This is a genomic window from Cellulomonas sp. (assembly GCF_017744555.1).
Lineage (GTDB): Bacteria > Actinomycetota > Actinomycetes > Actinomycetales > Cellulomonadaceae > Cellulomonas.
Map to the genome: position 1 here is coordinate 21,137 of NZ_JAGIBD010000020.1, position 17,676 is coordinate 38,812.

31 protein-coding genes are annotated in these 17,676 nt (G+C 73.1%); 29 read left to right on the plus strand and 2 right to left on the minus strand.

Annotated elements, in window-relative coordinates; all coding sequences use genetic code 11:
* The first annotated feature begins 1 nt into the window (after window position 1).
* The 24 genes from J7523_RS13405 (at window position 2) to J7523_RS13520 (ending at window position 13,490) form a co-directional block, all read left to right on the plus strand.
* Window positions 2-460, plus strand: a complete 459-nt coding sequence (locus J7523_RS13405) for a single-stranded DNA-binding protein (RefSeq protein ID WP_291887372.1) — start codon at window positions 2-4, stop codon at window positions 458-460.
* Window positions 461-738: 278 nt separating this feature from the next.
* Complete coding sequence (locus J7523_RS20620; RefSeq protein ID WP_363267018.1) at window positions 739-1,017, plus strand: HNH endonuclease; 279 nt, start codon at window positions 739-741, stop codon at window positions 1,015-1,017.
* On the plus strand, window positions 1,017-1,487 hold the full coding sequence (locus tag J7523_RS13415) for a hypothetical protein (RefSeq protein WP_291887378.1): 471 nt from the start codon (window positions 1,017-1,019) through the stop codon (window positions 1,485-1,487). Before J7523_RS20620 ends, J7523_RS13415 begins: the two co-directional genes overlap by 1 nt.
* Before the next feature lie 140 nt (window positions 1,488-1,627).
* A complete protein-coding gene (locus tag J7523_RS13420) occupies window positions 1,628-1,873 on the plus strand; it encodes a hypothetical protein (protein WP_291887380.1) in 246 nt (81 codons plus the stop codon).
* The gene (locus tag J7523_RS13425; protein ID WP_291887382.1) at window positions 1,870-2,376 is read left to right on the plus strand and encodes a hypothetical protein; all 507 of its coding nucleotides are present in this window, start codon (window positions 1,870-1,872) and stop codon (window positions 2,374-2,376) included. The genes J7523_RS13420 and J7523_RS13425 overlap by 4 nt, the downstream gene beginning before the upstream one ends.
* The gene (locus J7523_RS13430; RefSeq protein WP_291887385.1) at window positions 2,373-2,723 is read left to right on the plus strand and encodes a hypothetical protein; all 351 of its coding nucleotides are present in this window, start codon (window positions 2,373-2,375) and stop codon (window positions 2,721-2,723) included. Before J7523_RS13425 ends, J7523_RS13430 begins: the two co-directional genes overlap by 4 nt.
* Window positions 2,720-3,091 carry a hypothetical protein gene (locus tag J7523_RS13435; RefSeq protein WP_291887388.1) on the plus strand — a complete coding sequence of 124 codons (372 nt, stop codon included), beginning with the start codon at window positions 2,720-2,722 and terminating at the stop codon, window positions 3,089-3,091. Before J7523_RS13430 ends, J7523_RS13435 begins: the two co-directional genes overlap by 4 nt.
* Window positions 3,091-3,507: a hypothetical protein gene (locus J7523_RS13440; protein ID WP_291887391.1), complete on the plus strand. Its 417-nt coding sequence runs from the start codon at window positions 3,091-3,093 to the stop codon at window positions 3,505-3,507. The genes J7523_RS13435 and J7523_RS13440 overlap by 1 nt, the downstream gene beginning before the upstream one ends.
* Window positions 3,507-4,100: a hypothetical protein gene (locus J7523_RS13445; protein ID WP_291887395.1), complete on the plus strand. Its 594-nt coding sequence runs from the start codon at window positions 3,507-3,509 to the stop codon at window positions 4,098-4,100. Before J7523_RS13440 ends, J7523_RS13445 begins: the two co-directional genes overlap by 1 nt.
* A complete protein-coding gene (locus tag J7523_RS13450; RefSeq protein ID WP_291887398.1) occupies window positions 4,097-4,585 on the plus strand; it encodes a DUF4326 domain-containing protein in 489 nt (162 codons plus the stop codon). Before J7523_RS13445 ends, J7523_RS13450 begins: the two co-directional genes overlap by 4 nt.
* Complete coding sequence (locus J7523_RS13455) at window positions 4,582-5,481, plus strand: hypothetical protein (RefSeq protein WP_291887401.1); 900 nt, start codon at window positions 4,582-4,584, stop codon at window positions 5,479-5,481. Before J7523_RS13450 ends, J7523_RS13455 begins: the two co-directional genes overlap by 4 nt.
* Window positions 5,478-5,768, plus strand: a complete 291-nt coding sequence (locus tag J7523_RS13460; RefSeq protein WP_291887404.1) for a hypothetical protein — start codon at window positions 5,478-5,480, stop codon at window positions 5,766-5,768. The genes J7523_RS13455 and J7523_RS13460 overlap by 4 nt, the downstream gene beginning before the upstream one ends.
* Window positions 5,756-7,042, plus strand: a complete 1,287-nt coding sequence (locus tag J7523_RS13465) for a DnaB-like helicase C-terminal domain-containing protein (RefSeq protein WP_291887407.1) — start codon at window positions 5,756-5,758, stop codon at window positions 7,040-7,042. Before J7523_RS13460 ends, J7523_RS13465 begins: the two co-directional genes overlap by 13 nt.
* A gap of 53 nt (window positions 7,043-7,095) precedes the next feature.
* Entirely contained in the window at window positions 7,096-7,275 is a 180-nt protein-coding gene (locus J7523_RS13470) for a hypothetical protein (RefSeq protein WP_291887410.1), read from the plus strand.
* A 64-nt stretch (window positions 7,276-7,339) separates the two neighbouring features.
* On the plus strand, window positions 7,340-7,957 hold the full coding sequence (locus J7523_RS13475; protein ID WP_291887413.1) for a hypothetical protein: 618 nt from the start codon (window positions 7,340-7,342) through the stop codon (window positions 7,955-7,957).
* Between the two features lie 69 nt (window positions 7,958-8,026).
* Window positions 8,027-8,812: an HGGxSTG domain-containing protein gene (locus J7523_RS13480; protein ID WP_291887549.1), complete on the plus strand. Its 786-nt coding sequence runs from the start codon at window positions 8,027-8,029 to the stop codon at window positions 8,810-8,812.
* Between the two features lie 480 nt (window positions 8,813-9,292).
* Window positions 9,293-9,538: a hypothetical protein gene (locus J7523_RS13485; protein WP_291887416.1), complete on the plus strand. Its 246-nt coding sequence runs from the start codon at window positions 9,293-9,295 to the stop codon at window positions 9,536-9,538.
* A complete protein-coding gene (locus J7523_RS13490) occupies window positions 9,535-9,867 on the plus strand; it encodes a hypothetical protein (protein WP_291887418.1) in 333 nt (110 codons plus the stop codon). Before J7523_RS13485 ends, J7523_RS13490 begins: the two co-directional genes overlap by 4 nt.
* Window positions 9,864-11,351: a terminase family protein gene (locus J7523_RS13495; RefSeq protein WP_291887419.1), complete on the plus strand. Its 1,488-nt coding sequence runs from the start codon at window positions 9,864-9,866 to the stop codon at window positions 11,349-11,351. Before J7523_RS13490 ends, J7523_RS13495 begins: the two co-directional genes overlap by 4 nt.
* Window positions 11,352-11,417: 66 nt before the next feature.
* The gene (locus J7523_RS13500) at window positions 11,418-11,705 is read left to right on the plus strand and encodes a hypothetical protein (RefSeq protein ID WP_291887422.1); all 288 of its coding nucleotides are present in this window, start codon (window positions 11,418-11,420) and stop codon (window positions 11,703-11,705) included.
* Window positions 11,702-12,298: a hypothetical protein gene (locus J7523_RS13505; protein ID WP_291887425.1), complete on the plus strand. Its 597-nt coding sequence runs from the start codon at window positions 11,702-11,704 to the stop codon at window positions 12,296-12,298. The genes J7523_RS13500 and J7523_RS13505 overlap by 4 nt, the downstream gene beginning before the upstream one ends.
* Window positions 12,291-12,866: a hypothetical protein gene (locus tag J7523_RS13510; RefSeq protein WP_291887427.1), complete on the plus strand. Its 576-nt coding sequence runs from the start codon at window positions 12,291-12,293 to the stop codon at window positions 12,864-12,866. Before J7523_RS13505 ends, J7523_RS13510 begins: the two co-directional genes overlap by 8 nt.
* 74 nt (window positions 12,867-12,940) lie before the next feature.
* Window positions 12,941-13,222, plus strand: coding sequence for a hypothetical protein (locus J7523_RS13515; RefSeq protein WP_291887430.1), 282 nt, complete (start codon window positions 12,941-12,943; stop codon window positions 13,220-13,222).
* Window positions 13,223-13,274: 52 nt separating this feature from the next.
* Window positions 13,275-13,490, plus strand: coding sequence for a hypothetical protein (locus J7523_RS13520; protein WP_291887433.1), 216 nt, complete (start codon window positions 13,275-13,277; stop codon window positions 13,488-13,490).
* Between the two features lie 49 nt (window positions 13,491-13,539).
* Here J7523_RS13520 and J7523_RS13525 read toward each other — a convergent pair whose 3' ends face one another.
* Together J7523_RS13525 and J7523_RS13530 are read right to left on the minus strand one after the other, a co-directional pair.
* Window positions 13,540-13,920 carry a hypothetical protein gene (locus J7523_RS13525; protein WP_291887436.1) on the minus strand — a complete coding sequence of 127 codons (381 nt, stop codon included), beginning with the start codon at window positions 13,918-13,920 and terminating at the stop codon, window positions 13,540-13,542.
* Window positions 13,917-14,111: a type II toxin-antitoxin system HicA family toxin gene (locus tag J7523_RS13530; protein WP_291887439.1), complete on the minus strand. Its 195-nt coding sequence runs from the start codon at window positions 14,109-14,111 to the stop codon at window positions 13,917-13,919. Before J7523_RS13530 ends, J7523_RS13525 begins: the two co-directional genes overlap by 4 nt.
* Before the next feature lie 181 nt (window positions 14,112-14,292).
* Between J7523_RS13530 and J7523_RS13535 the strand changes: the two genes are divergently transcribed.
* From J7523_RS13535 to J7523_RS13555, 5 genes are all read left to right on the plus strand, one after another.
* Window positions 14,293-14,484, plus strand: coding sequence for a hypothetical protein (locus J7523_RS13535; protein WP_291887441.1), 192 nt, complete (start codon window positions 14,293-14,295; stop codon window positions 14,482-14,484).
* A 112-nt stretch (window positions 14,485-14,596) separates the two neighbouring features.
* On the plus strand, window positions 14,597-16,204 hold the full coding sequence (locus J7523_RS13540) for a hypothetical protein (RefSeq protein WP_291887443.1): 1,608 nt from the start codon (window positions 14,597-14,599) through the stop codon (window positions 16,202-16,204).
* Window positions 16,201-16,509, plus strand: a complete 309-nt coding sequence (locus tag J7523_RS13545; RefSeq protein ID WP_291887445.1) for a hypothetical protein — start codon at window positions 16,201-16,203, stop codon at window positions 16,507-16,509. The genes J7523_RS13540 and J7523_RS13545 overlap by 4 nt, the downstream gene beginning before the upstream one ends.
* 1 nt (window position 16,510) lies before the next feature.
* Window positions 16,511-16,753: a hypothetical protein gene (locus tag J7523_RS13550; RefSeq protein ID WP_291887448.1), complete on the plus strand. Its 243-nt coding sequence runs from the start codon at window positions 16,511-16,513 to the stop codon at window positions 16,751-16,753.
* Window positions 16,753-17,370, plus strand: a complete 618-nt coding sequence (locus tag J7523_RS13555) for a hypothetical protein (protein ID WP_291887450.1) — start codon at window positions 16,753-16,755, stop codon at window positions 17,368-17,370. The genes J7523_RS13550 and J7523_RS13555 overlap by 1 nt, the downstream gene beginning before the upstream one ends.
* Window positions 17,371-17,676 lie beyond the last annotated feature (306 nt).

Genomic DNA, 17,676 nt, shown 5'->3' on the forward strand with positions numbered 1-17,676 from the left:
CGTGAGCGGAGAGACCACGATCACGGTGGTGGGGAACCTGACCGCGGACCCGGAGCTGCGGTTCACGCCGTCGGGTGCGGCGGTCGCGAACTTCACGGTGGCGAGCACGCCGCGGACGTTCGACAAGGCGCGGAACGAGTGGGTGGACGGCGACACGCTGTTCCTCCGGTGCTCGATCTGGCGGGAGGCGGCCGAGTCCGTCGCCGAGTCCCTCACCAAGGGCATCCGCGTCATCGTGCAGGGCCGCCTCGTGCAGCGCTCGTACGAGACCCGCGAGGGCGAGAAGCGCACCGTGTACGAGCTGCAGGTCGACGAGGTCGGCCCGTCGCTGCGGTACGCGACCGCGAAGGTCACCAAGACCCAGCGGTCCGGCGGTGGTGGCGCTCCGTCGGGCGGCGCGGCCGGTGGTGACCCGTGGGCGACGCCTGCCGGCGGATACGGCGACGAGCCGCCGTTCTGATGGTCAACCGACCGAAGGCGATCACGCCGTGCGCGTGCGGATGCGGTCAGCACCCGAGGCGGTGGGACGCGCGGTACGTCGCCGGCCACCGCCCGCCCCGCCCGCTCGCTGACCGCCTCTGGTCCCGCGTCACGAAGACCGAAGCCGGGTGCTGGGAGTGGCAGGGCTTCCGCGGACCGACCGGTCACGGGCAGATCGGACGCGGCTCACGTCGCGACGGCCTCGTCGCCACGCACCGTGCCGCGTGGGAGGTCACGTACGGGCCGATCCCCGACGGCATGATCGTCCGGCATCGCTGCGACAACCCGCCGTGCTGCAACCCCGAGCACCTCGAGCTCGGTACGCAGACCCAGAACGTCGGCGACATGGTCGCTCGCGCCCGCCAGGCCCGAGGTCGCGCCCTTCCGCAGACCCGCCTCAGCGACGAGCAGGTCAGCGAGATTCGGGCCGCCGTCGCGGACGGCGAGCGTCAACGCGCCATCGCGGCGCGCTTCGGCATCACCCAGGGTCACGTGTCGGCCCTGGCCTCACGCACCTACCGGAAGGACGTGGCCTGATGGTCAACAGGAGCAAGAACCTGGGCACCCGAGCCGAGACCGCAGTCGTCCGCGCCGCTCGGCGCCTCGGGTTCCCGGGTGCCGACCGGCTCACCCTCACCGGTTCCCAGGACCGCGGGGACGTCGGGCTCTGCCCGGGCGTCATCGTGGAGGTGAAGGGCGGGGACGCCGCGCGGAGGGCGTCGGACGGGGCCATCGAGCGGTGGCTCGCGGAGACCGAGCGGGAGCGCGCGAACGCGGGCGCCGCGGTGGCGTTCCTCGTCGTGCAGCGCGCGGGCGTGGGGGCCCCGAACGCGCACCGTTGGCATGCGTTCTGGCGTCACGGGTGGATCTGCGACCTGCGCGGGTACCCGACGGAGCTGCGGGACATGGTGACGGACTCGTCGGTCGTGCGGATGTCGCTGGAGTCGGCGTTGGCGCAGGTCAGGGCGGTGGGGTACGGCTCGCCGCTGGCAGAGGCCGTGTCGTGACTGTTGTGTAGCGCGAATTCGCGCTACAGTCGCTTGCAGGCACGAACCAAGCCCCACCGACAGCCTCCGAACGCAGCGAGGCCCGGACCGCCTCCACAGCACGCCCGGGCCTCACCACTCACAGGAAGGGTCTCACGACCATGAACCACCAGACCAGCACCGACGCCGGCCCAGCCGTCGTCACCCAGACGCAGGCCGCCCGCGTGGCAGCGCGCACGGCCGAGGTCGTCGCCAGGATGCGCGCGGAGGCTGACGCCGCCGAGGCCCGCGGCGACCTCCTCGGGGCCGAGTCGCTGCGGCGGACCGCGGACTCCCGTGAGCGCGCCGGAGCCCGCGTGCGGCCCGGCGCACGGATCGCTCGCGACACCTCGGCGGTGGCGGCGTGATCGCCCGCCTGCGCGCCTGGCTCGCGTCCTGGGTGTCCGACGCCCCCGCGGGCGACACGTCCAACCTCGACGCCCTCGACGGCGTCGGGACCCGGCGCCTGCGCGACGACGCGCCCCGCGCTTGCACCGTGTGCGGGTACGACCCGGGCGACGCGGACATGCGCGTCGTCGGGCCCTGCGTGCCCGGCTACCACGAGCTCGCGCTCGTCGGGTGGCCGACGCAGGAGGAGCGCGCGGCCGGGTGGCGCCCGTCGCCCACGCAGGCCGCGATCCTGCTGTCCGAGGCCGGGGTCGCCCCGCTGCCGACGCCCGAGCAGGCGGACCGGCTGCTGGCCGCGATCCGTAACTGCCGGTCGGACGACACGGGGTTCGACGAGCACGCCGCCGACGCGCTCGCGTTCTCGAACCCGGCCGCCGAGGTCCTGTCGCTGCAGGACGAGGACTTCGCGATCGCGCGGCAGTGGGGCCTGAACCTCGCTGGCACGGCGGAGGTGGACCGATGAGTGACCTGACTGCCACCCGCACGGGGCTGATCACCCGCGCGACCCGCACGCACTACCGCCTGTCGCAGGCGACGACAACCGAGGACCACCCGACCCCGTTCGAGCACCTGGTCCTCTCCCTCGGTCGTGAGGGTGACACCTGCGTCTTCCCTGCCGACGGGCAGGGCCGGCTCTCCTCGCTCGTCGGGTTCGGGTACGGCCTGGGGATGCCCCGGTGGCTCACCGACGCAGAGATGGACGCGTACGTCGCGGCGTGCATCACCCAGCACGAGGCCGACGGGGGCGCTGGATTGCGTGTGGCGCCCGCAGACCTCAACCTCACGGGCACGGCGGAGGTAGACCGGTGACGCTCTGCCCCGAGTGCGGTCGCATCGGCGGCACCCACAAGATGGACTGCTCCCGCCGCCCCGGACGCGCGGACGTCGTGCCGTCGACGAGTTCGGCCACGGCTCCCGACATCGACCTGACCGCGGCGATCGACGCCGCCCACGCCGCAACGTGCCGTGTCCCGGACTGCACGGCCTCCTACGACGCCACCGCGATGGTGCGCGCCGCCCTCCCCCACATCGAGCGCCAGGTCCGCGAGCAGGAGCGGGAGCGGATCGCGCGGGAGATCGAGGCCCCGATGCGTCGTCACGACGCGGCACAGGTCGGGTTCTCCGCCGTCGGGGATGCCTACGCGCACGCCGCCCGCATCGCCCGGGGTGAGTCCTGATGGCCGCGCTCGAAACCCCGGACGCCCGGGCCCAGTGCCCGCACTGCTACAAGCGCGTGGCCGTGCGCAAGAACGGCACGCTGCGCCACCACACGAACGGGCGCCCCGAGTGGCCCGGGTCGCCGTTCTCCAAGGTGTGCCCCGGCACGGGTCGGGACGTCCACCTGATGCCCGAGGCGTCCACGCAGGGCGGGTGCGTGATGGCCGAGCAGCAGTTCGTCTTCGACGACCTCGCCCGGGTCATCCGGGCCCCGTACTGGGCATGCCCCTGCGGCACCCTGCTCCACCCGACCGCGGGCGCCACGGAGTCCGAGCGGCGTACCCAGCCCAGATGCGAGCAGTGCTCGGCGCACGGCCGGTCGCCCCAGATGCGGCAGGTCGTCGTGAGCATCGAGCACGAGGGGTGGGGTGCGTGATGCGCGTCCTGACTGTGCGTCAGCCGTGGGCGTGGGCGATCGTCCACGGCGGCAAGGACGTCGAGAACCGCGTGCGGCCGCTCGGCCCGTACCGCGGGCTCGTCGCGATCCACGCCGCCGTGCGCGACGCGCCCAACGCCCCGCCCACGCTCGAGATCGCCTGGCAGATGTGGTGGGGCAACGAGCAGAACAACGGCCGCGACCCCGGCGGCCAGCGCGGCCACGTCATCGGCGTCATCGACCTCGTCGGCGAGCACACCGAGCAGGACTGCGCCGGGTACTACGGCAACGACCGCTGCACGCCGTGGGCGATGGCCGGCCACCGGCACCTCGAGCTCGCGAACCCGCGCCCGCTCGCGATACCGGTCCCGGCGCGCGGGCGCCTAGGCCTGTGGCGCCCCGACGACGCGCTGTCCGCTGCGATCGAACAGCAGCTCGCACTCGTCGGCACGGAGCCGCTCGCCGTGGCGCCGCCGGCGACGTCGCCGGACTGCCAGGCGGAGAAGTGCCGGGCGTGCTCGGGCGACGCGTGGGACCACGAGCGTGACGTGCTCGTGCCGTGCGCGCACGACTGCCACGGGAGAGCGTCGTGACCGCGCGGGTGTGCCTGCGCTCGCGGCGCGCGGACGGCGAGCACGACTGGCGGTTCGACGGCGACGACCCGTACACGGTCTGCACCTGGTGCGGCCTGACGACGGAGGCCCTCACGGGGCGGGTCCTGCGCGAGGGGCTCGGTGCACCGCAGCGCGTCCGGATGACCCGGCAGCGCCCGTGGCGGGCGGACTACCCCGACGCGGTGATCGTGGCCCGCCCGTCACCGTGGGGGAACCCGGCCCGCGTCGGAGACGTCACCCCGGTCTGGCGCGAGAAGCACGGGTGGCCGTTCAAGCACACGCGCGCGACCGCGGTCGACGCGTTCCGGCTGTACGTCGACGCCGCTCCTGCTCCCTTCCGGCGCGCGATCCGTGAGCAGCTCGCGGGCCGGGACCTGGCGTGCTGGTGCCCGCTCGACGAGCCGTGCCACGCGGACGTGCTCCTTGAGCTCGCGAACGCGCGCGCCGACCGGGGCCGACCATGAGGGCGGCCGCCGAGGTCGTCCCGTACCGCGACACGTGGACCGCGGCGGGCCGACGCGACGGCGTGTACCGCCGCCTGGAGTACCCGCTGTCGACCTGCGAGGGCTGGGGACCGGACGACGCGCGCAACGCCTGCGGTGCGGAGGGCCGCACACGCTTCCGGCGCCCCGGCCGGTGGCTCCGCGACGGCCGGTACCTGTGCGGGGAGTGCAAGCGCGCGGACGAGGCGTGGCGCCGCGGCGAGACGGTCGCGGTCGAGGGACTGGACCCCGAAATCCGGGCAGCGCTCGTCGCGCACATCGAGCCCGACGGCACGCAGCGGCGGGTCCGCCACGAGGTCCTCGTCGGCGGCCTTGGCGCTGTCGAGGTCCGCATCGACGTACTCGCAGTGACCGGAGCCGACCCAGGCACGGGCGCCGGCGGGCTCCTGGAGGCGTTCGAGATCAAGTCCGACGCCGACTCCGTGGCACGCCTGCCCCGGCAGATCACCGGGTACGAGCAGGTCGCGCAGCGGTGCTGGCTCGCTGTCGGGTCGCGGCACCACGCCAAGGCCACCGCGTTGCTGCCGGCGCACTGGGGTGTCCTGGTCCACGACTCCGCGGGCCTGCGCCTCGACCGGCCCGCCGATCCGAACCCGCACGTGTCCCCGCGCCTCGCGATGAACCTCGTCGTGGGGCGGCCCGCGCTCAACGACATCGCCAAGCGCGCGGGGCACCTCGCCCGGCCAGTGTCGCGCATGTACGTGCAGGAGCTCCGCGAGCACGCCGCCGCGGTCGCGCCGCGCGAGTGGGTGCTGCAGCAGGTTGCCCGGCACGTCATCCCGCCCGCGGCACCGATGCGCCGCGCCGAGCACCACCAGTCGGCGCTCGACCTCGACACCACCAGGGAGGCATCGTGACCACGCTCATCACCCCGGCGGAGCAGGCCCGGGTCCGCATCGACGCCACCGCGCCGAAGCGCGTCGACGAGACCCGCAGCGGCGACGACGTGCACTTCACGATCCGGTACGTCCACCCCGCCGCGGCCCGCGCGGCCGCGCACGCCCTGCACGCCGCGCCCACCCCCGACGGGTGGCGGAGCACCCCCGCGTGCGGCGTGACCGTCCACATCACCACCCAGCACGAGCCCCGCCACAAGGCCACAGGCTTGTTCCGGTCCGCACAACCCGCGCCGTGGCCGACCTGAACCTCGAGGACCTCGTCGACGTCGACGCCGAACGCGCCGTCCTCGGGTCCGCCCTCCGCTCCCCCACCGCAGCCACCACCGCAGCGGGCATGCTCACCGCCGCGGACTTCTACCGCCCCACCCACGAAGCCGTGTGGGTCGCGATCACCACCCTGCGTGACGCCGGCGACCCCGTGGACACGATCACCGTCACCGACTACATGCGCGCCACCGGCACCCTCCCCGTGGAGGGCCCGGCGTTCGTGTTCGACTGCTACGAGGCCGGCCGACCAGAGGCCGTGCACGCGCACGCCCGGATCGTCGCGGACCTGTCCACCCGCCGCCGCGTCGTCCTCGCCGCCACGCGGGCCGTGCAGGTCGCCCGCGGCATGGAGGGCCCAGCCGGGGACATCGCGACCACGGCCGCGGAGCAGATGACCGCCGCCGTCCGCACGACCGTCGCCGCACCCACGATCGTCGACCAGGTACAGGCCACCCTCGACGAGCTCGAGGGCGAGGAAGCCGCGCAGTGGCAGTGGCCGTGGCTCGACCTGCGGGACCTGCTCCTCCCGCCCCGGCCGGGGCAGCTCGTGCTGTTCGGCGCCCGCCCGTCCGTCGGCAAGTCCGTCACCCTGCTGGACATCGCCCGCGACGTCGCCCTCCACCAGGGACGACCCGTGGTGCTGTTCTCGATGGAGATGTCGTCCACGGAGGTCCTGCAGCGCCTCATCGCCGCCGAGGCCCGCATCCCGCTGTCGCGCATGCAGACCCGCGACCTCGACGAGGCCGCGTGGGCGAAGATCGCCGACGTCACCGCCCGCCTCATGGCCGCGCCCTTGACGATCGTCGACTCCGCGGACGCCGCGGTCGGCGACATGCGCCGCGCCGTCCGCGAGCACCGCCCCGTCGTGCTCCTCGTGGACTACATCCAGCTCGCCCGCACCGACCCGTCGATCCGCGACCGCCGGCAGGCCCTCGAGGACATGTCCCGCAAGCTCAAGGTCCTCGCGAAGGACGAGCGCGTCACCGTCGTCGCCGCGGCGCAGCTCCGTCGACCACCCCAGGGCCGGGAGATTGACCCGCCGAGCCTGTCGGACCTCCGCGAGACCGGCGCCCTGGAGCAGGACTCCGACACCGTCGTGATGATCCACCGCGAGGACATGGAGGACCCGGAGTCCCCCCGCGCTGGTGAGGTGGACATGCTCGTGCGCAAGCAGCGCAACGGCCCCCGCGGGCGGGTGGTCCTCGCTGCGCAGCTGCACTACGCGCGGTTCGTCGACATGGCCCGCGGGTGAGTGTCACGCGCTACGCGGATTTCGTGTGACACCCCCAGGGTCATGATCCACCCATGACCCGCAAGCCCGACGGCGCCGAGCCCCGCACGACCACCGTGCACGTCCGGTTCACCCCCAAGGGGACCACCCTCCTGGACGCCGCACGAGGCACGGCCACACGCTCCCAGTACATCCGCGGCCTCGTCGCCGCGGACATCAAGGCCCGCCGCGTCCGCGCGCCCAAGGAGGGCTGACAGGCGTCGACCTGACCCGGGAAACTCCGCACGCCGGACGGCACCCCGTGCCAGCATCGGCACCATGCTCATGCAGCCCTCCTCACCGCCAGGCGACCTCTGGTCGTGGATCAACGCCAACGGGGGAGCAATCTCGACCATCGCCACGGTGGTCACGGCCCTGGTCGCTATCGGCGCCCTCCTCGCCGCCGCCCGAGATAGCCGCGAGCGTGCACGGCCATACATCACCGTCGAACTCGCGCCGGCTCCACTGAGCGGATTCAGCGCTGTGCTCAGGGTGGTCAACAGCGGACAGACAGTCGCGCGCGACGTCGTACTCAAGTTCGAGCCCGAGCTCACACCCCGAGAGCCGAAGCCCGGATCAAACGACGCGATCCGATCCGTCGCGCGTCGGTACTCGGAGCCGATCCCTAACCTGAGCCCAGGACAGGCGCTCACCAACACATGGCAGACGTGGACCGACCACGGCGTCCTGTCGAGCGCGCCCGAGCGGTGCACCGTAGCCGTCTCCTACCGCTCAGGACGGCGGGTCATCCGAGAGTCCTTCATCCTCGACACACGCACGGTCAGCAGCGAGTCCGACCCTGTGGCGTCGAACTCGGAGCTCGGCAGCATCCGCAGGGTCGCGGTCAGCCTCGAAGCAATCAAGCAGTCGATGGCCGAGCTGGCACGGCGCCCCTGAGAATGCGCGACGACCACGCACCCGTCGTGGACCTGAGCCCGGTGGAGGACGCACATGGCACGACCCGACATGTGGTCCGACGACCCCGTGAACTGCCCTAAGTGCGATACACCCCATGCACGCGAGAACGGCAAGCCCACCTGCACCAGCCACAACCGCGCCGGGAAGCCCTGCCAGAACGGCCCACTGCCCGGGCAGAAGGTGTGCCGCATGCATGGCGGCCGGTCCCCGCAGGCGCAGGCCGCGGCGGAGCGTCGTCAGGGTGAGGCTCGTGCGCGGCGCGCGTTGGAGTCGTTCGGCGCGCCGGCGGAGGGTGTCGCGGACCCCGGGTCGGTGCTGGTCGGGCTGATCGAGGTGTCGTCTGGGCTGGTGGACTTCTACCGGGAGCAGATCCGGGACCTTGAGCCGGGTGCCCTGGTGTGGGGCGTGACGAAGACGAAGACGGAGACCGCCGGGGGCATGGGCCTGACATTCGGTGGCCGTGACGTCGACGACGAGGACACGGTGGGGCTGGTCGACTTCGGGTCGGTGCCGGCGTCGGAGGTCGAGTCGAAGGCCGCGGTGTCGATGTGGCTGCGGCTGTTCAACGAGGAGCGCGACCGGCTCGCCAACCTCGCCGTCGCGGCGCTGAAGGCGGGGGTGGCTGAGCGGCAGATCCAGCTGGCGGAGCAGCAGGGCCAGGTCGTGGGGAACGTGATCCGGCAGATCCTCGACGCGCTGCTGACCGTGGTCGTGGCTCTGGTGGGTCGGATGGCCCCGGCGGAGGGGTGGCGGGACGCGTTCGTGACGGAGTGGGGTCGGGCTGTGGCTGAGGTGGTGCCGCGGCACCTGAGACTGCTGTCCGGCGCGGTGTGAGGCGAGTCGTGCGGTGGGTGGGCCAGGCGCCCCAGTACAGGAGCGCGTACCCCACAAGCCACAGCGCGCCTGCGACCAGCGGGACCCACGTCGCGGTGAAGAGACCCGTGCCGGCGGTGGCGAAGATCACGACCGCGGCCCACATCACCGAGATGCCGTTGGCGATGAGGAACGGGTTGCGGACCCTCTCGGAACTGACAGCGAGCGCCCACACCCGTTCATCGATGCTGTCCTCGAGCCGATCGCGGATGTCCCCGGGCTGGAGGGCATCGCGGATCTTGAGGTCGTCGAGGATGTCGTCACGGGCCGACCTGCGGCGGGCGACGAGCCAGCTCGCGGCGGTGATGATGACGCCGACGACGACAGCGGCAAGGGCGAGCCAGGCGTCTAGGGTCACGGCTTCATTCTGTCGCGCAGACCCGTCCCGCGAGGGTGAACGCGTGACGGAATGAGTGACACCCCCCAACGCACCATCCGGGCATGAGCGCACCCGCGATCGAGCCCATCGAGGTCGTCGACGCCGTCGAGCACCACGTGTCCGTCGAGCTCGCCGACGCGGAGAAGTACGAGAACCGGACGACCCTCGACGAGTCCGGCATCCGGTCGCTCCACGCCCTCGCCGGGACGATCTACACGCTCGGCTACGAGGCCGGCGTCCGCGCTGAGCACCGCCGCTGTCGCGCCGAGGCGCAGCGCCGCCGAGACCGCGACCGGGCCGCATTGTGAGCACCTACCTACTCGGAGTCGCCACGCTCCCCGCCGTCGCGCTCGTCGGCTGGCTCACCCTCCTCGCGGCCCACGCCGTGCGCGAGTCGTGGCGCCGGTGGCAGCCCACGTTCATCGGAGACGAGGACCGGCGCGCCCGCCACGCCGCATCGCTCGCCGTGGCCCGACGGGTGCTCGTCGTGCGCCTCCCCGGCGGCCGCGTCGTCGCGTGGCGCTCGACCATCGACCCGTCGTACTCCGGCGACCCGGCAGCGCAGGCATACGCGCACGTCCGCGACGCGCTCGACGACGCCGGACGCGACCGGCTCGTGCGGCAGGCGCGGCCGTGACCGTGACTGCGGCACCCGTGGAGTGGTGGGAGCACGCCGCCCGCATGTTCGAACCCCCGCCCCCACCCCGCTGGGCCACCCCCGGCGACCTCGCCCGGTTCCTCGACCCGCGGACCGTGCAGACGCCCGCGCTCGACGTCATCGACGCCGCACTCGTCCAGACGTTCACCACCCCCGACGCGCGCGTCATCATCTCGATGCCCCCACAGGAGGGGAAGTCCCAGCGCGCGTCCCGCCGGTTCCCCCTGTGGGGCCTTACGCAGAACCCGAACCTGCGCATCGCGATCGCGTCCTACGAAGCCGGCGTCGCCCGCCGCTGGGGCCGCGCGATCCGCGACGACATCACCACGCACGGCGCCGACCTCGGCCTCCGCGTCCGCGACGACCTGTCCGCGCAGCACGAGTGGCAGCTCGCCGGGCACGACGGCGGCGTGTTCACCGCTGGCGTCGGCGGCGCCATGACCGGACGCCCCGTGGACATGCTCATCATCGACGACCCGATCAAGGGCCGCGAGGAAGCCGACTCCCCCACCTACCGGGAACGCGCGTGGGACTGGTGGCAGGAGACCGCAGCGACCCGCCTCGCACCGGGCGCACCAGTGGTGCTCATCCTGACCCGGTGGCACGAGGACGACCTCGCGGGCCGGATCCTCGCCGCGGAGGACGGGCACCTGTGGCGGGTCGTGTCGATCCCCGCGCAGGCCGAAGACGCGAACGACCCGCTCGGCCGTGACGTCGGCGAGTACATGGTGTCCGCGCGCGGCCGCACCCGGGAGCAGTGGGAGGCGATCAAGACCCGGTCGACCGCGCGCACCTGGGCCGCGCTGTACCAGCAGCGCCCCGCGCCTGTGGAGGGCGCCGTGTGGAAGGCGCCGTGGATCGAGCTCAACCGTGCACGCACCGGCGACGTGTGGCAGAACCTCGCCCGCGTCATCGTCTCCGTCGACCCCGCCGCGAAGTCGAAGCGCACGTCGGACTACACCGGCATCGTCGTCGTCGGCCTCGACACCCAGGGGCACGGGTGGGTCCTCGACGACCGGACCCTGCGCGGCACCCCGACCGAGTGGGGCATGGCCGCGTGGGACGCGCTCCTCGACTGGAACGGCACCGAGGTCGTCGTCGAGGACAACCAGGGCGGCGAGATGGTCCTCGAGGTCATGCGCACCACGTGGGCCGCGGTGAAGGGCCGCCGCCGCGTCACCCAGCTCGCGCCGAAGGTCACCCCGGTGACGGCCCGGCAGTCGAAGCGTGTCCGCGCGGAGGCCGTCGCCGCGTACTACGAGACGGGCAGGGTTCACCACGCCGCGGACGGCACAGACCGCCTCAGCAAGCTCGAGGGGCAGATGCTCTCGTGGACGGGGGACGGGGACTCCCCGGACCGGATCGACGCGCTCACGCACGGGCTGACGGCGTTGTTCCTGCCGGCGCACTCGGGGGACGCGGTGCGTGCTCCGCAGCGGCGCTCAGCGTCCCGGTTCCGATGACCTGTCGGTAGCACTATTTCGCGCTACAGTCACTTCCGTCATGCACGCCCCCGAGAGAGGACCGCCATGCCCAGCCTGCCCACCACGCCCGCCCAGCCCCCGGACTACGCCGCCCTCATCGCCGAGGTCCGCCGCTCCGGGTGCGCCATCGAGATCGCCGGCGTCCGCATCACCCCCTGCTGCCCCCGCGTGATCTCCACGCCGACGCTGAACGACGCCGAGCCGCGCCCGATCGTGACGTCGCTCGGGGACTACGACCTGCTGCTCCACGCCGGCGGGTCGGTGACGTGGCGTGAGCCGCGGGTCTACGACCTGGCCGCTGAGGCCGATGTCCGTGAGGAGACCGAGCGATGAGCGAGACCATCGAGACACCTGAGGCGCTGGACGCCCTGCCCGTCCACAGCGTCGTGCTCGCGCACTGGCCGAGCGGCGAGCACGAGGACCACCGCATCGCCCGTGGCGGGCGGCGCGGCGGCGCGGGTTCCGGCGGCTGGACGATCGCAGACGAGGCCACGTGGGCGCGACTCCTGGACTGGGGTGCGACCCTCACGGTCCTGCACCGCCCCGACGCCCCCGCCCCGTCCGCCGAGGACCGGGGATGCGACCACGCGGAGTCCCTGTACGGGCGCTGCACTGCCTGCGGCATGACGTGGAAGCGGCAGACCCGTCAGCCCGCCCCGGTGGGCCCGGACCTGGCCGCGATCGCGACGACCCTGGGTGCGACGACGGGCTGGTCCCGCGACGACGCGCTCGCGGTCCTGCGCGAGCTCGCCGCCCGTCAGCCCGAGACGACGACCAACGCCGCCACGGTGCGCAGGCAGGCCCTCGACGACGCCCTCTCGGCTGTCGCTCGCGTCGAGCCGTACAGCGAGGCGCACGGTGATGCCCTCACCCAGGCGGAGGACAGCATCCGCGCCCTGATCGAGGAGGGGGCCCGCCGTGGCTGACGACCTGGACCCGGCCGCCGTCGAGCGGGCCACCGTAGCCTTCGTGCGCTCGATGAGCGCTGCGGGGTTCGTGATGCCCGGCGCGTCCGCACGCCCGCACGCCCGCGCCGCTCTCGCCGCTGCCCGCGCTGGGGAGGCGGAGCCCGTACTGGACGGGCAGTGCGGCAACACGATGGTCGTCCGCTGCTGGGCGTGGTGCGGTCGTGCACCGGGCCACGAGGGCGAGTGCGAGGTCGGCGGCGTCACGGCTCGCGTGCACGGCGCTCCGGCCGCTACCGCCCAGCGCGGCGGGGAGGCGGTGGGCCGGGAGGCGGAGGGTGCGATCCCCGACGACTTGCTCGCACGTCCGCTAGTGCAGGCCCTCCTCGCCGCCCGGGGTGACGCCCCGGTGCGGTCCGTGAGCGCGGAGCAGCGGCTTGCCCTGGCTCGCGTTTTCGCGGCGGCGCGGTCCGGGGCCGAGCACGTCGCGTTCTACGAGGCGCAGGGCGATGGCTCGCCGATGTGGAGGCAGGCGCTCGCGGAGGCCGACGCGGGCCTCACCGCCCTGAGGATCGAGGTGACCCCGTGACCGGGCAGCCGAGCGCGGTTGACATGTGGCGCGTGGCCTCAGCACTCGGGCGCAGGGGGCTAGCCGATCTTGTCGTGCCCGAGGTCGAGCCAGGTGTGCTCGGGGAGCCGTATTGGCGCATCCAGGGGACGCCTCCGGTCGCGGAGGTGTTCGACGCCCTCGCCGCTGCGGGTCTGCTCACCACCCCGGAGCGGCTGGCGCAGGAGCGGGCGGCGGCGCTGGGCGAGGCGGCGGACGAGGTGGACCTGGATCCGGCGATCACAGGCGGGCTCTCAGAGCACCACAACGCCGAGGCGGCTGCCGAGACGTGGCTCCGCGCTCGTGCTGAGGCCGAGCGGGCGGGAGGTGGGGCGTGAGCGGGGAGCGGAACCGCCCTCGAGCCCACCGCCGGCGTGGGATCGTGGCGCCATGAGTCAGGGGCGCAGTGGATGCGGATGCTTCGGCGTCGTCGTGGGGGTTCTCTTCACGCTGTGGCTGGCGTCGCAGATCTTCGGCATCGGGAAGGGCCCGTGCGACGAGGCCAGAGACGCCGCTGCGATCGCAAGGGGCTCCACTGGGCATGACCGGCTCGTCGCGAGCATGCAGGCGGAGGTCAAGCAGGCGGAGTGCGACGCGCAGAAGTGAGGGCTCGCACCGGGGTCGGGTCGCATCGTCGACCCGGCCCTGCTGCGTCTCAGCCCGCGACGAGCTGGTGTGCGCGCTGGTGCGACACTCCGAGGATCGCGCCCACGTCCCGCAGAGGAACATCGTGCGCAACGAGGTCCCGCGCGAGCGCCGCGGTGTGCTCGCGCGCCGCCGCCTCAAGGCGCTCCGCCTCGGCGCGCTCCCGGCGGAGAGTCGCGAGGCGGTCAGCGACGTCGACGTCACCCACCTTCGCGACCTCGACGGTCACGGTCACGGCGCTGATGGGGACGTCGAGGGTGACGGCCACGAGTTCGCGAGCCATGCCCTCGACGTCGTCGAGCCGGCGGGCCTGGGTGACGCCGACGTCGGGGACGGTGATGGTCCACCAGCGGCCCTCGCGGGCCGCGGTGGCGGTGTAGGTGGTGCTCATCGGGTCTCCTTGATGGCCTTGGTGATCTGGCGGTAGACGCCGGGGCTGATGGTGCGGTGCCCGTCGGGGACCGTGATGCTCACGCCGCTGGGGTGCTGCCACCGGGTGTGGGACCCGACGGTGCGGGTGGGGGTGAACCCGGCGTCCCGCAGTTCGCGGGTGACCTTGCGGGTGGGCTGCTCGCTGACCATGAGAATAGTCTAGCCCGACTAGACAGAACAAGTCAAGCGCGACTAGACAGCAGCCACTTCCTCGACCCAGCCCCGATCCCCTTGTCGGAGGGCCGTGGAACGCTGCTGGCTCGCACCACCCGCGCCGCCACCAGGCCGCGCGGAGCCAGCCCGACAGGGCCTGACAGGCAAGGAGCACAGCGTGGCCGTCACCGTCATCCGCCCGGGCGCCGTACCGGACGGTGAGCACCCTGAGGGGTGGAACGCCGTCGTCGCCGAGGGACACCTGTTCGTCCTGGCGACGGACAAGGATCGCAGGAACTACAACGCTGCGGTGTACGCGCCGGGCGCATGGCTCCGCGCGACCGTGGCAGAGGAACTCCCGACCTCGTAGCACCACGCCCGCAGGTCCCCCGGAGACGCTGGCCGACTCCGGGGGAACCCGCAGGTGTGCGTGACACCCTCACGCGGACACTCCCTGGAGACCAGCCCCAGGGAGGACGCACGTGCGCCGCTTCATCCACGACGAGTGGGCACCCCTCTCGTACATCCCCGAGCTCGCCGAGGACACCGCCCGACCCGTCGGCGCACCCACCTGGGTCGACACGCTCGACGCCCGCCGCCTCACCGCCTACCGCGTCCTCGCCGCCTACCGGGACAACGCCCGCAGGTACTTCCTCCCCGCCGACCAGCAGCGCCGCGGCATCACGAACGTCGACGGGTACATCCAGGCCGAGAAGGCACCCGCTGACGGGATCCGCGAGTACGGCGACGCGGCCCTGCTCGTCGACACCGCCCGCGCGCTCGTCCTCGGCGAAGACCAGTCGATCACCCTGCCCGACGACACCCCCGAGCCGATCACCTCGTGGCTCACCGGGTGGGCGCGCTCCGAGCAGTTCACGCGCAAGCTCTTGCAGGGCGAGGGCGACGCCGCGACCTGCGGGGACTCCGTGTACGTCCTCGGCCCCGACGCCGGTAAGCAGCGGCCCCGCCTCAGGGTCTACGACCCCGGGTTCTACTTCCCCGACACGCTCGCCACCCTCCCCGGGTGGGACGACGACTACCCGTCGATCGTGCACCTGGCGTGGGAGGAGGAGGACGACCGCGGGTACACGTGGGTCGTCCGCTCGACCTGGCAGATCCGCCCCCTCGACACGCCTCGGGCGTCGCCCTGGGGCGGGCTGCAGACGTACGCGTGCTGGTTCCGGAAGGCCCGGTACCGCGTCGACCTCATGCTCGACAACGCGACCGTCTACTCCCCGGAGATCTCCCGCGACCCGGTCGTGGTGCAGGACTGGACGGACCTCGGCGTGGACCTCATCCCCGTCGTGCACGTCCCGAACACCCCGCACGTGTGGGGGCAGTCCACCCTGACTAGGGTCGGGCAGATCCTCGACGACATCGCCGGCGCCGACACCGACCTCGCCCTCGGCGCACAGACCTCCACCTCGGCGACCTTCGTCACGACCGGTAGCGGGCCCGCGCCCCTCACCGGCCGCCCCGGCGAGGCGCTCGGGCTGCCCGACGGCGGTAGCGCGTCCTGGACGGACACCTCGAAGAACCTGGTCGCGATGACCGGATACCTCGAGACCCTCCTCGACCGCATCGCCGTCAACACGCGCCTCGCGCAGGCTCTCCTCGGCCGCATCCAGCCGAACGAGGTCCCCTCGGGCTACGCGCTGCAGCTCGGGTTCCACCCGGCACGGCAGCTCATGCGCGAGGCCCGCACGATCAGGGACGAGAAGTTCCCCCTGATCCTGCGGTTCGCGCTGCGCCTCGCGCAGGCCAACGGCTGGGCCCCTGCCGGGGACACCCCGGACATCGCCGTCGCCCTCGGGGCATCGCTTCCGGCGGACCGGGCGGCCGCGGTCGCCGAGGTGAAGGACCTGCTGCCGGTGCATGGGATCTCCACGGCGACCGCGGTGCGCGTGCTCACGGACGCAGGGTTCCCCATCGAGGACGCCAAGGCCGAGGTCGAGGCGATCATGCGCGAGCGGTTCGACGACGCGGTGAAGCTCTTCGAGGCGACGGGGAACGCCGCGGCGGCCGCGCAGATGCTCGGTGTCCCGCCCGTCACCACGACCGGTCTCGAGCAGGCGGCCGGTCAGGCGTGAGGGGCATCCCGCCGCTGTACCACTGGTCCCCCGCCGAGAACCGGGCGTCGATCCGGCGCCGCGGCCTGCGGCCCACGTGCCCGACCGGGGGTCGTGGGCTCGCCGTGTGCCTCGGGACGACCCCGCTCGACGCGTGGGCCCTCACCCCACGGGTCTCGGGCGTCGAGTACGACCTGTGGCAGGTGCACGTCGCGGACACCCCGGTGCACCGGGTCCGGCACTGGGGGCGCCTCGCCGAGTGGCGGGTGTTCCGGCGCATCCACCAGCGCGGTGTGCAGCTCGTCGCGACGACGGTCGCCCCGTGAGATGTCGGCCGGCACGTTCGTCCTGCCCGATGTCGAGGCGTGGGACCTGTGGGGCGTGTACGCCGGGGACCTCCGCTCGGGGTTCGAGGTGATCCCGTACGACGACACGAGCCCGCGCGAGGTGCGGGTGTACCGGTCGATCCCCGCGCGGGCCGTCCACTACCTCGCGAGCCGCGCCACATCGCGTGACACCCCCACCACCACCATCACCCTCACGATCAACGACCGTCCCCAGGAGGGCTGATGCACCGCCGACTCGTGAACCCCCGACTCCGCTTCGACCGTGAGCCGATCGAGGCTGACCCCACCGCGAACGGCGGCGCCTCCACCGGCGGCCTCACGCAGGAGCAGGTCGACGCGATCGTGCAGGCCCGCGTCGCCGCCGCCCAGCGCAAGGCGAAGGAGGACGCCGAGGCCGCGCTCAAGGCCAAGCTCGGCGACCAGTCCCTCGACGCGGTCCTCGCCGCCGCGAAGGCCGCGAAGGACGCCGAGGACGCGAAGAAGTCCGAGGCGGACCGCGCGCTCGAGGCCGCGAACGCGGCGAAGGCCGAGGCCGAGCGCATCCAGGCCGAGGCGAAGACCGAGCTCCACCGGTCCCGCGTGACGGCCGCGCTCGTCGCCGCCGGCGTCCCCGAGGCGGGCCTGGCCGCGATCACCGTCCCCGGCGTCACGGTCGAGTCCACCCCGGAGGAGATCAAGACCGCCGTCGACGGCCTCAAGAAGACCCTCCCCGGCCTGTTCGGCACCGCTGGTGGCACGTCCGCCGACCCGGGCGCCCCCGGCGGCGCCCCGCGTCCCGTGGCGGGTGCTGGCGCGGCGGGCGCCGCGGAGTTCGAGCGGCGGTTCGGCAAGACCGCCTGACCCCACGATCAGGCTGGTGTGGGCGTCAACACCGCGAAGACGGCCAACCCGAGGACGGGTGCTAGGTACAGCGGTGAAGGACGACTGGGGGGCCCGTGGCGGGTAACGCCGCGCCTGGCCGTCGTGCTCCTTTCTCCCCCTGCAGCGGCGTACCTGCGCCCACACCAGCCCACCTTCCCGCCTCGTGTGACACCCCCCTGTCGAAGATGCGGGCACGGTCCTCGGACCGGTGCTGACCACTCGCGACTGATGTGGGCGGGCCCCGTGCCCGAGCAAGGCACGACACCAGAACTCGACCCCTTGGAG

Bases quoted from the DNA above. Each gene is read 5' to 3' on its own strand.
- J7523_RS20620 (WP_363267018.1), top strand. From the start codon at position 739: ATGATCGTCCGGCATCGCTGCGACAACCCGCCGTGCTGCAACCCCGAG.
- J7523_RS13415 (WP_291887378.1), top strand. From the start codon at position 1,017: ATGGTCAACAGGAGCAAGAACCTGGGCACCCGAGCCGAGACCGCAGTC.
- J7523_RS13420 (WP_291887380.1), top strand. From the start codon at position 1,628: ATGAACCACCAGACCAGCACCGACGCCGGCCCAGCCGTCGTCACCCAG.
- J7523_RS13430 (WP_291887385.1), top strand. From the start codon at position 2,373: ATGAGTGACCTGACTGCCACCCGCACGGGGCTGATCACCCGCGCGACC.
- J7523_RS13440 (WP_291887391.1), top strand. From the start codon at position 3,091: ATGGCCGCGCTCGAAACCCCGGACGCCCGGGCCCAGTGCCCGCACTGC.
- J7523_RS13445 (WP_291887395.1), top strand. From the start codon at position 3,507: ATGCGCGTCCTGACTGTGCGTCAGCCGTGGGCGTGGGCGATCGTCCAC.
- J7523_RS13455 (WP_291887401.1), top strand. From the start codon at position 4,582: ATGAGGGCGGCCGCCGAGGTCGTCCCGTACCGCGACACGTGGACCGCG.
- J7523_RS13470 (WP_291887410.1), top strand. From the start codon at position 7,096: ATGACCCGCAAGCCCGACGGCGCCGAGCCCCGCACGACCACCGTGCAC.
- J7523_RS13475 (WP_291887413.1), top strand. From the start codon at position 7,340: ATGCTCATGCAGCCCTCCTCACCGCCAGGCGACCTCTGGTCGTGGATC.
- J7523_RS13480 (WP_291887549.1), top strand. From the start codon at position 8,027: ATGTGGTCCGACGACCCCGTGAACTGCCCTAAGTGCGATACACCCCAT.
- J7523_RS13485 (WP_291887416.1), top strand. From the start codon at position 9,293: ATGAGCGCACCCGCGATCGAGCCCATCGAGGTCGTCGACGCCGTCGAG.
- J7523_RS13500 (WP_291887422.1), top strand. From the start codon at position 11,418: ATGCCCAGCCTGCCCACCACGCCCGCCCAGCCCCCGGACTACGCCGCC.
- J7523_RS13505 (WP_291887425.1), top strand. From the start codon at position 11,702: ATGAGCGAGACCATCGAGACACCTGAGGCGCTGGACGCCCTGCCCGTC.
- J7523_RS13520 (WP_291887433.1), top strand. From the start codon at position 13,275: ATGAGTCAGGGGCGCAGTGGATGCGGATGCTTCGGCGTCGTCGTGGGG.
- J7523_RS13525 (WP_291887436.1), bottom strand. From the start codon at position 13,920: ATGAGCACCACCTACACCGCCACCGCGGCCCGCGAGGGCCGCTGGTGG.
- J7523_RS13530 (WP_291887439.1), bottom strand. From the start codon at position 14,111: ATGGTCAGCGAGCAGCCCACCCGCAAGGTCACCCGCGAACTGCGGGAC.
- J7523_RS13550 (WP_291887448.1), top strand. From the start codon at position 16,511: ATGTCGGCCGGCACGTTCGTCCTGCCCGATGTCGAGGCGTGGGACCTG.
- J7523_RS13555 (WP_291887450.1), top strand. From the start codon at position 16,753: ATGCACCGCCGACTCGTGAACCCCCGACTCCGCTTCGACCGTGAGCCG.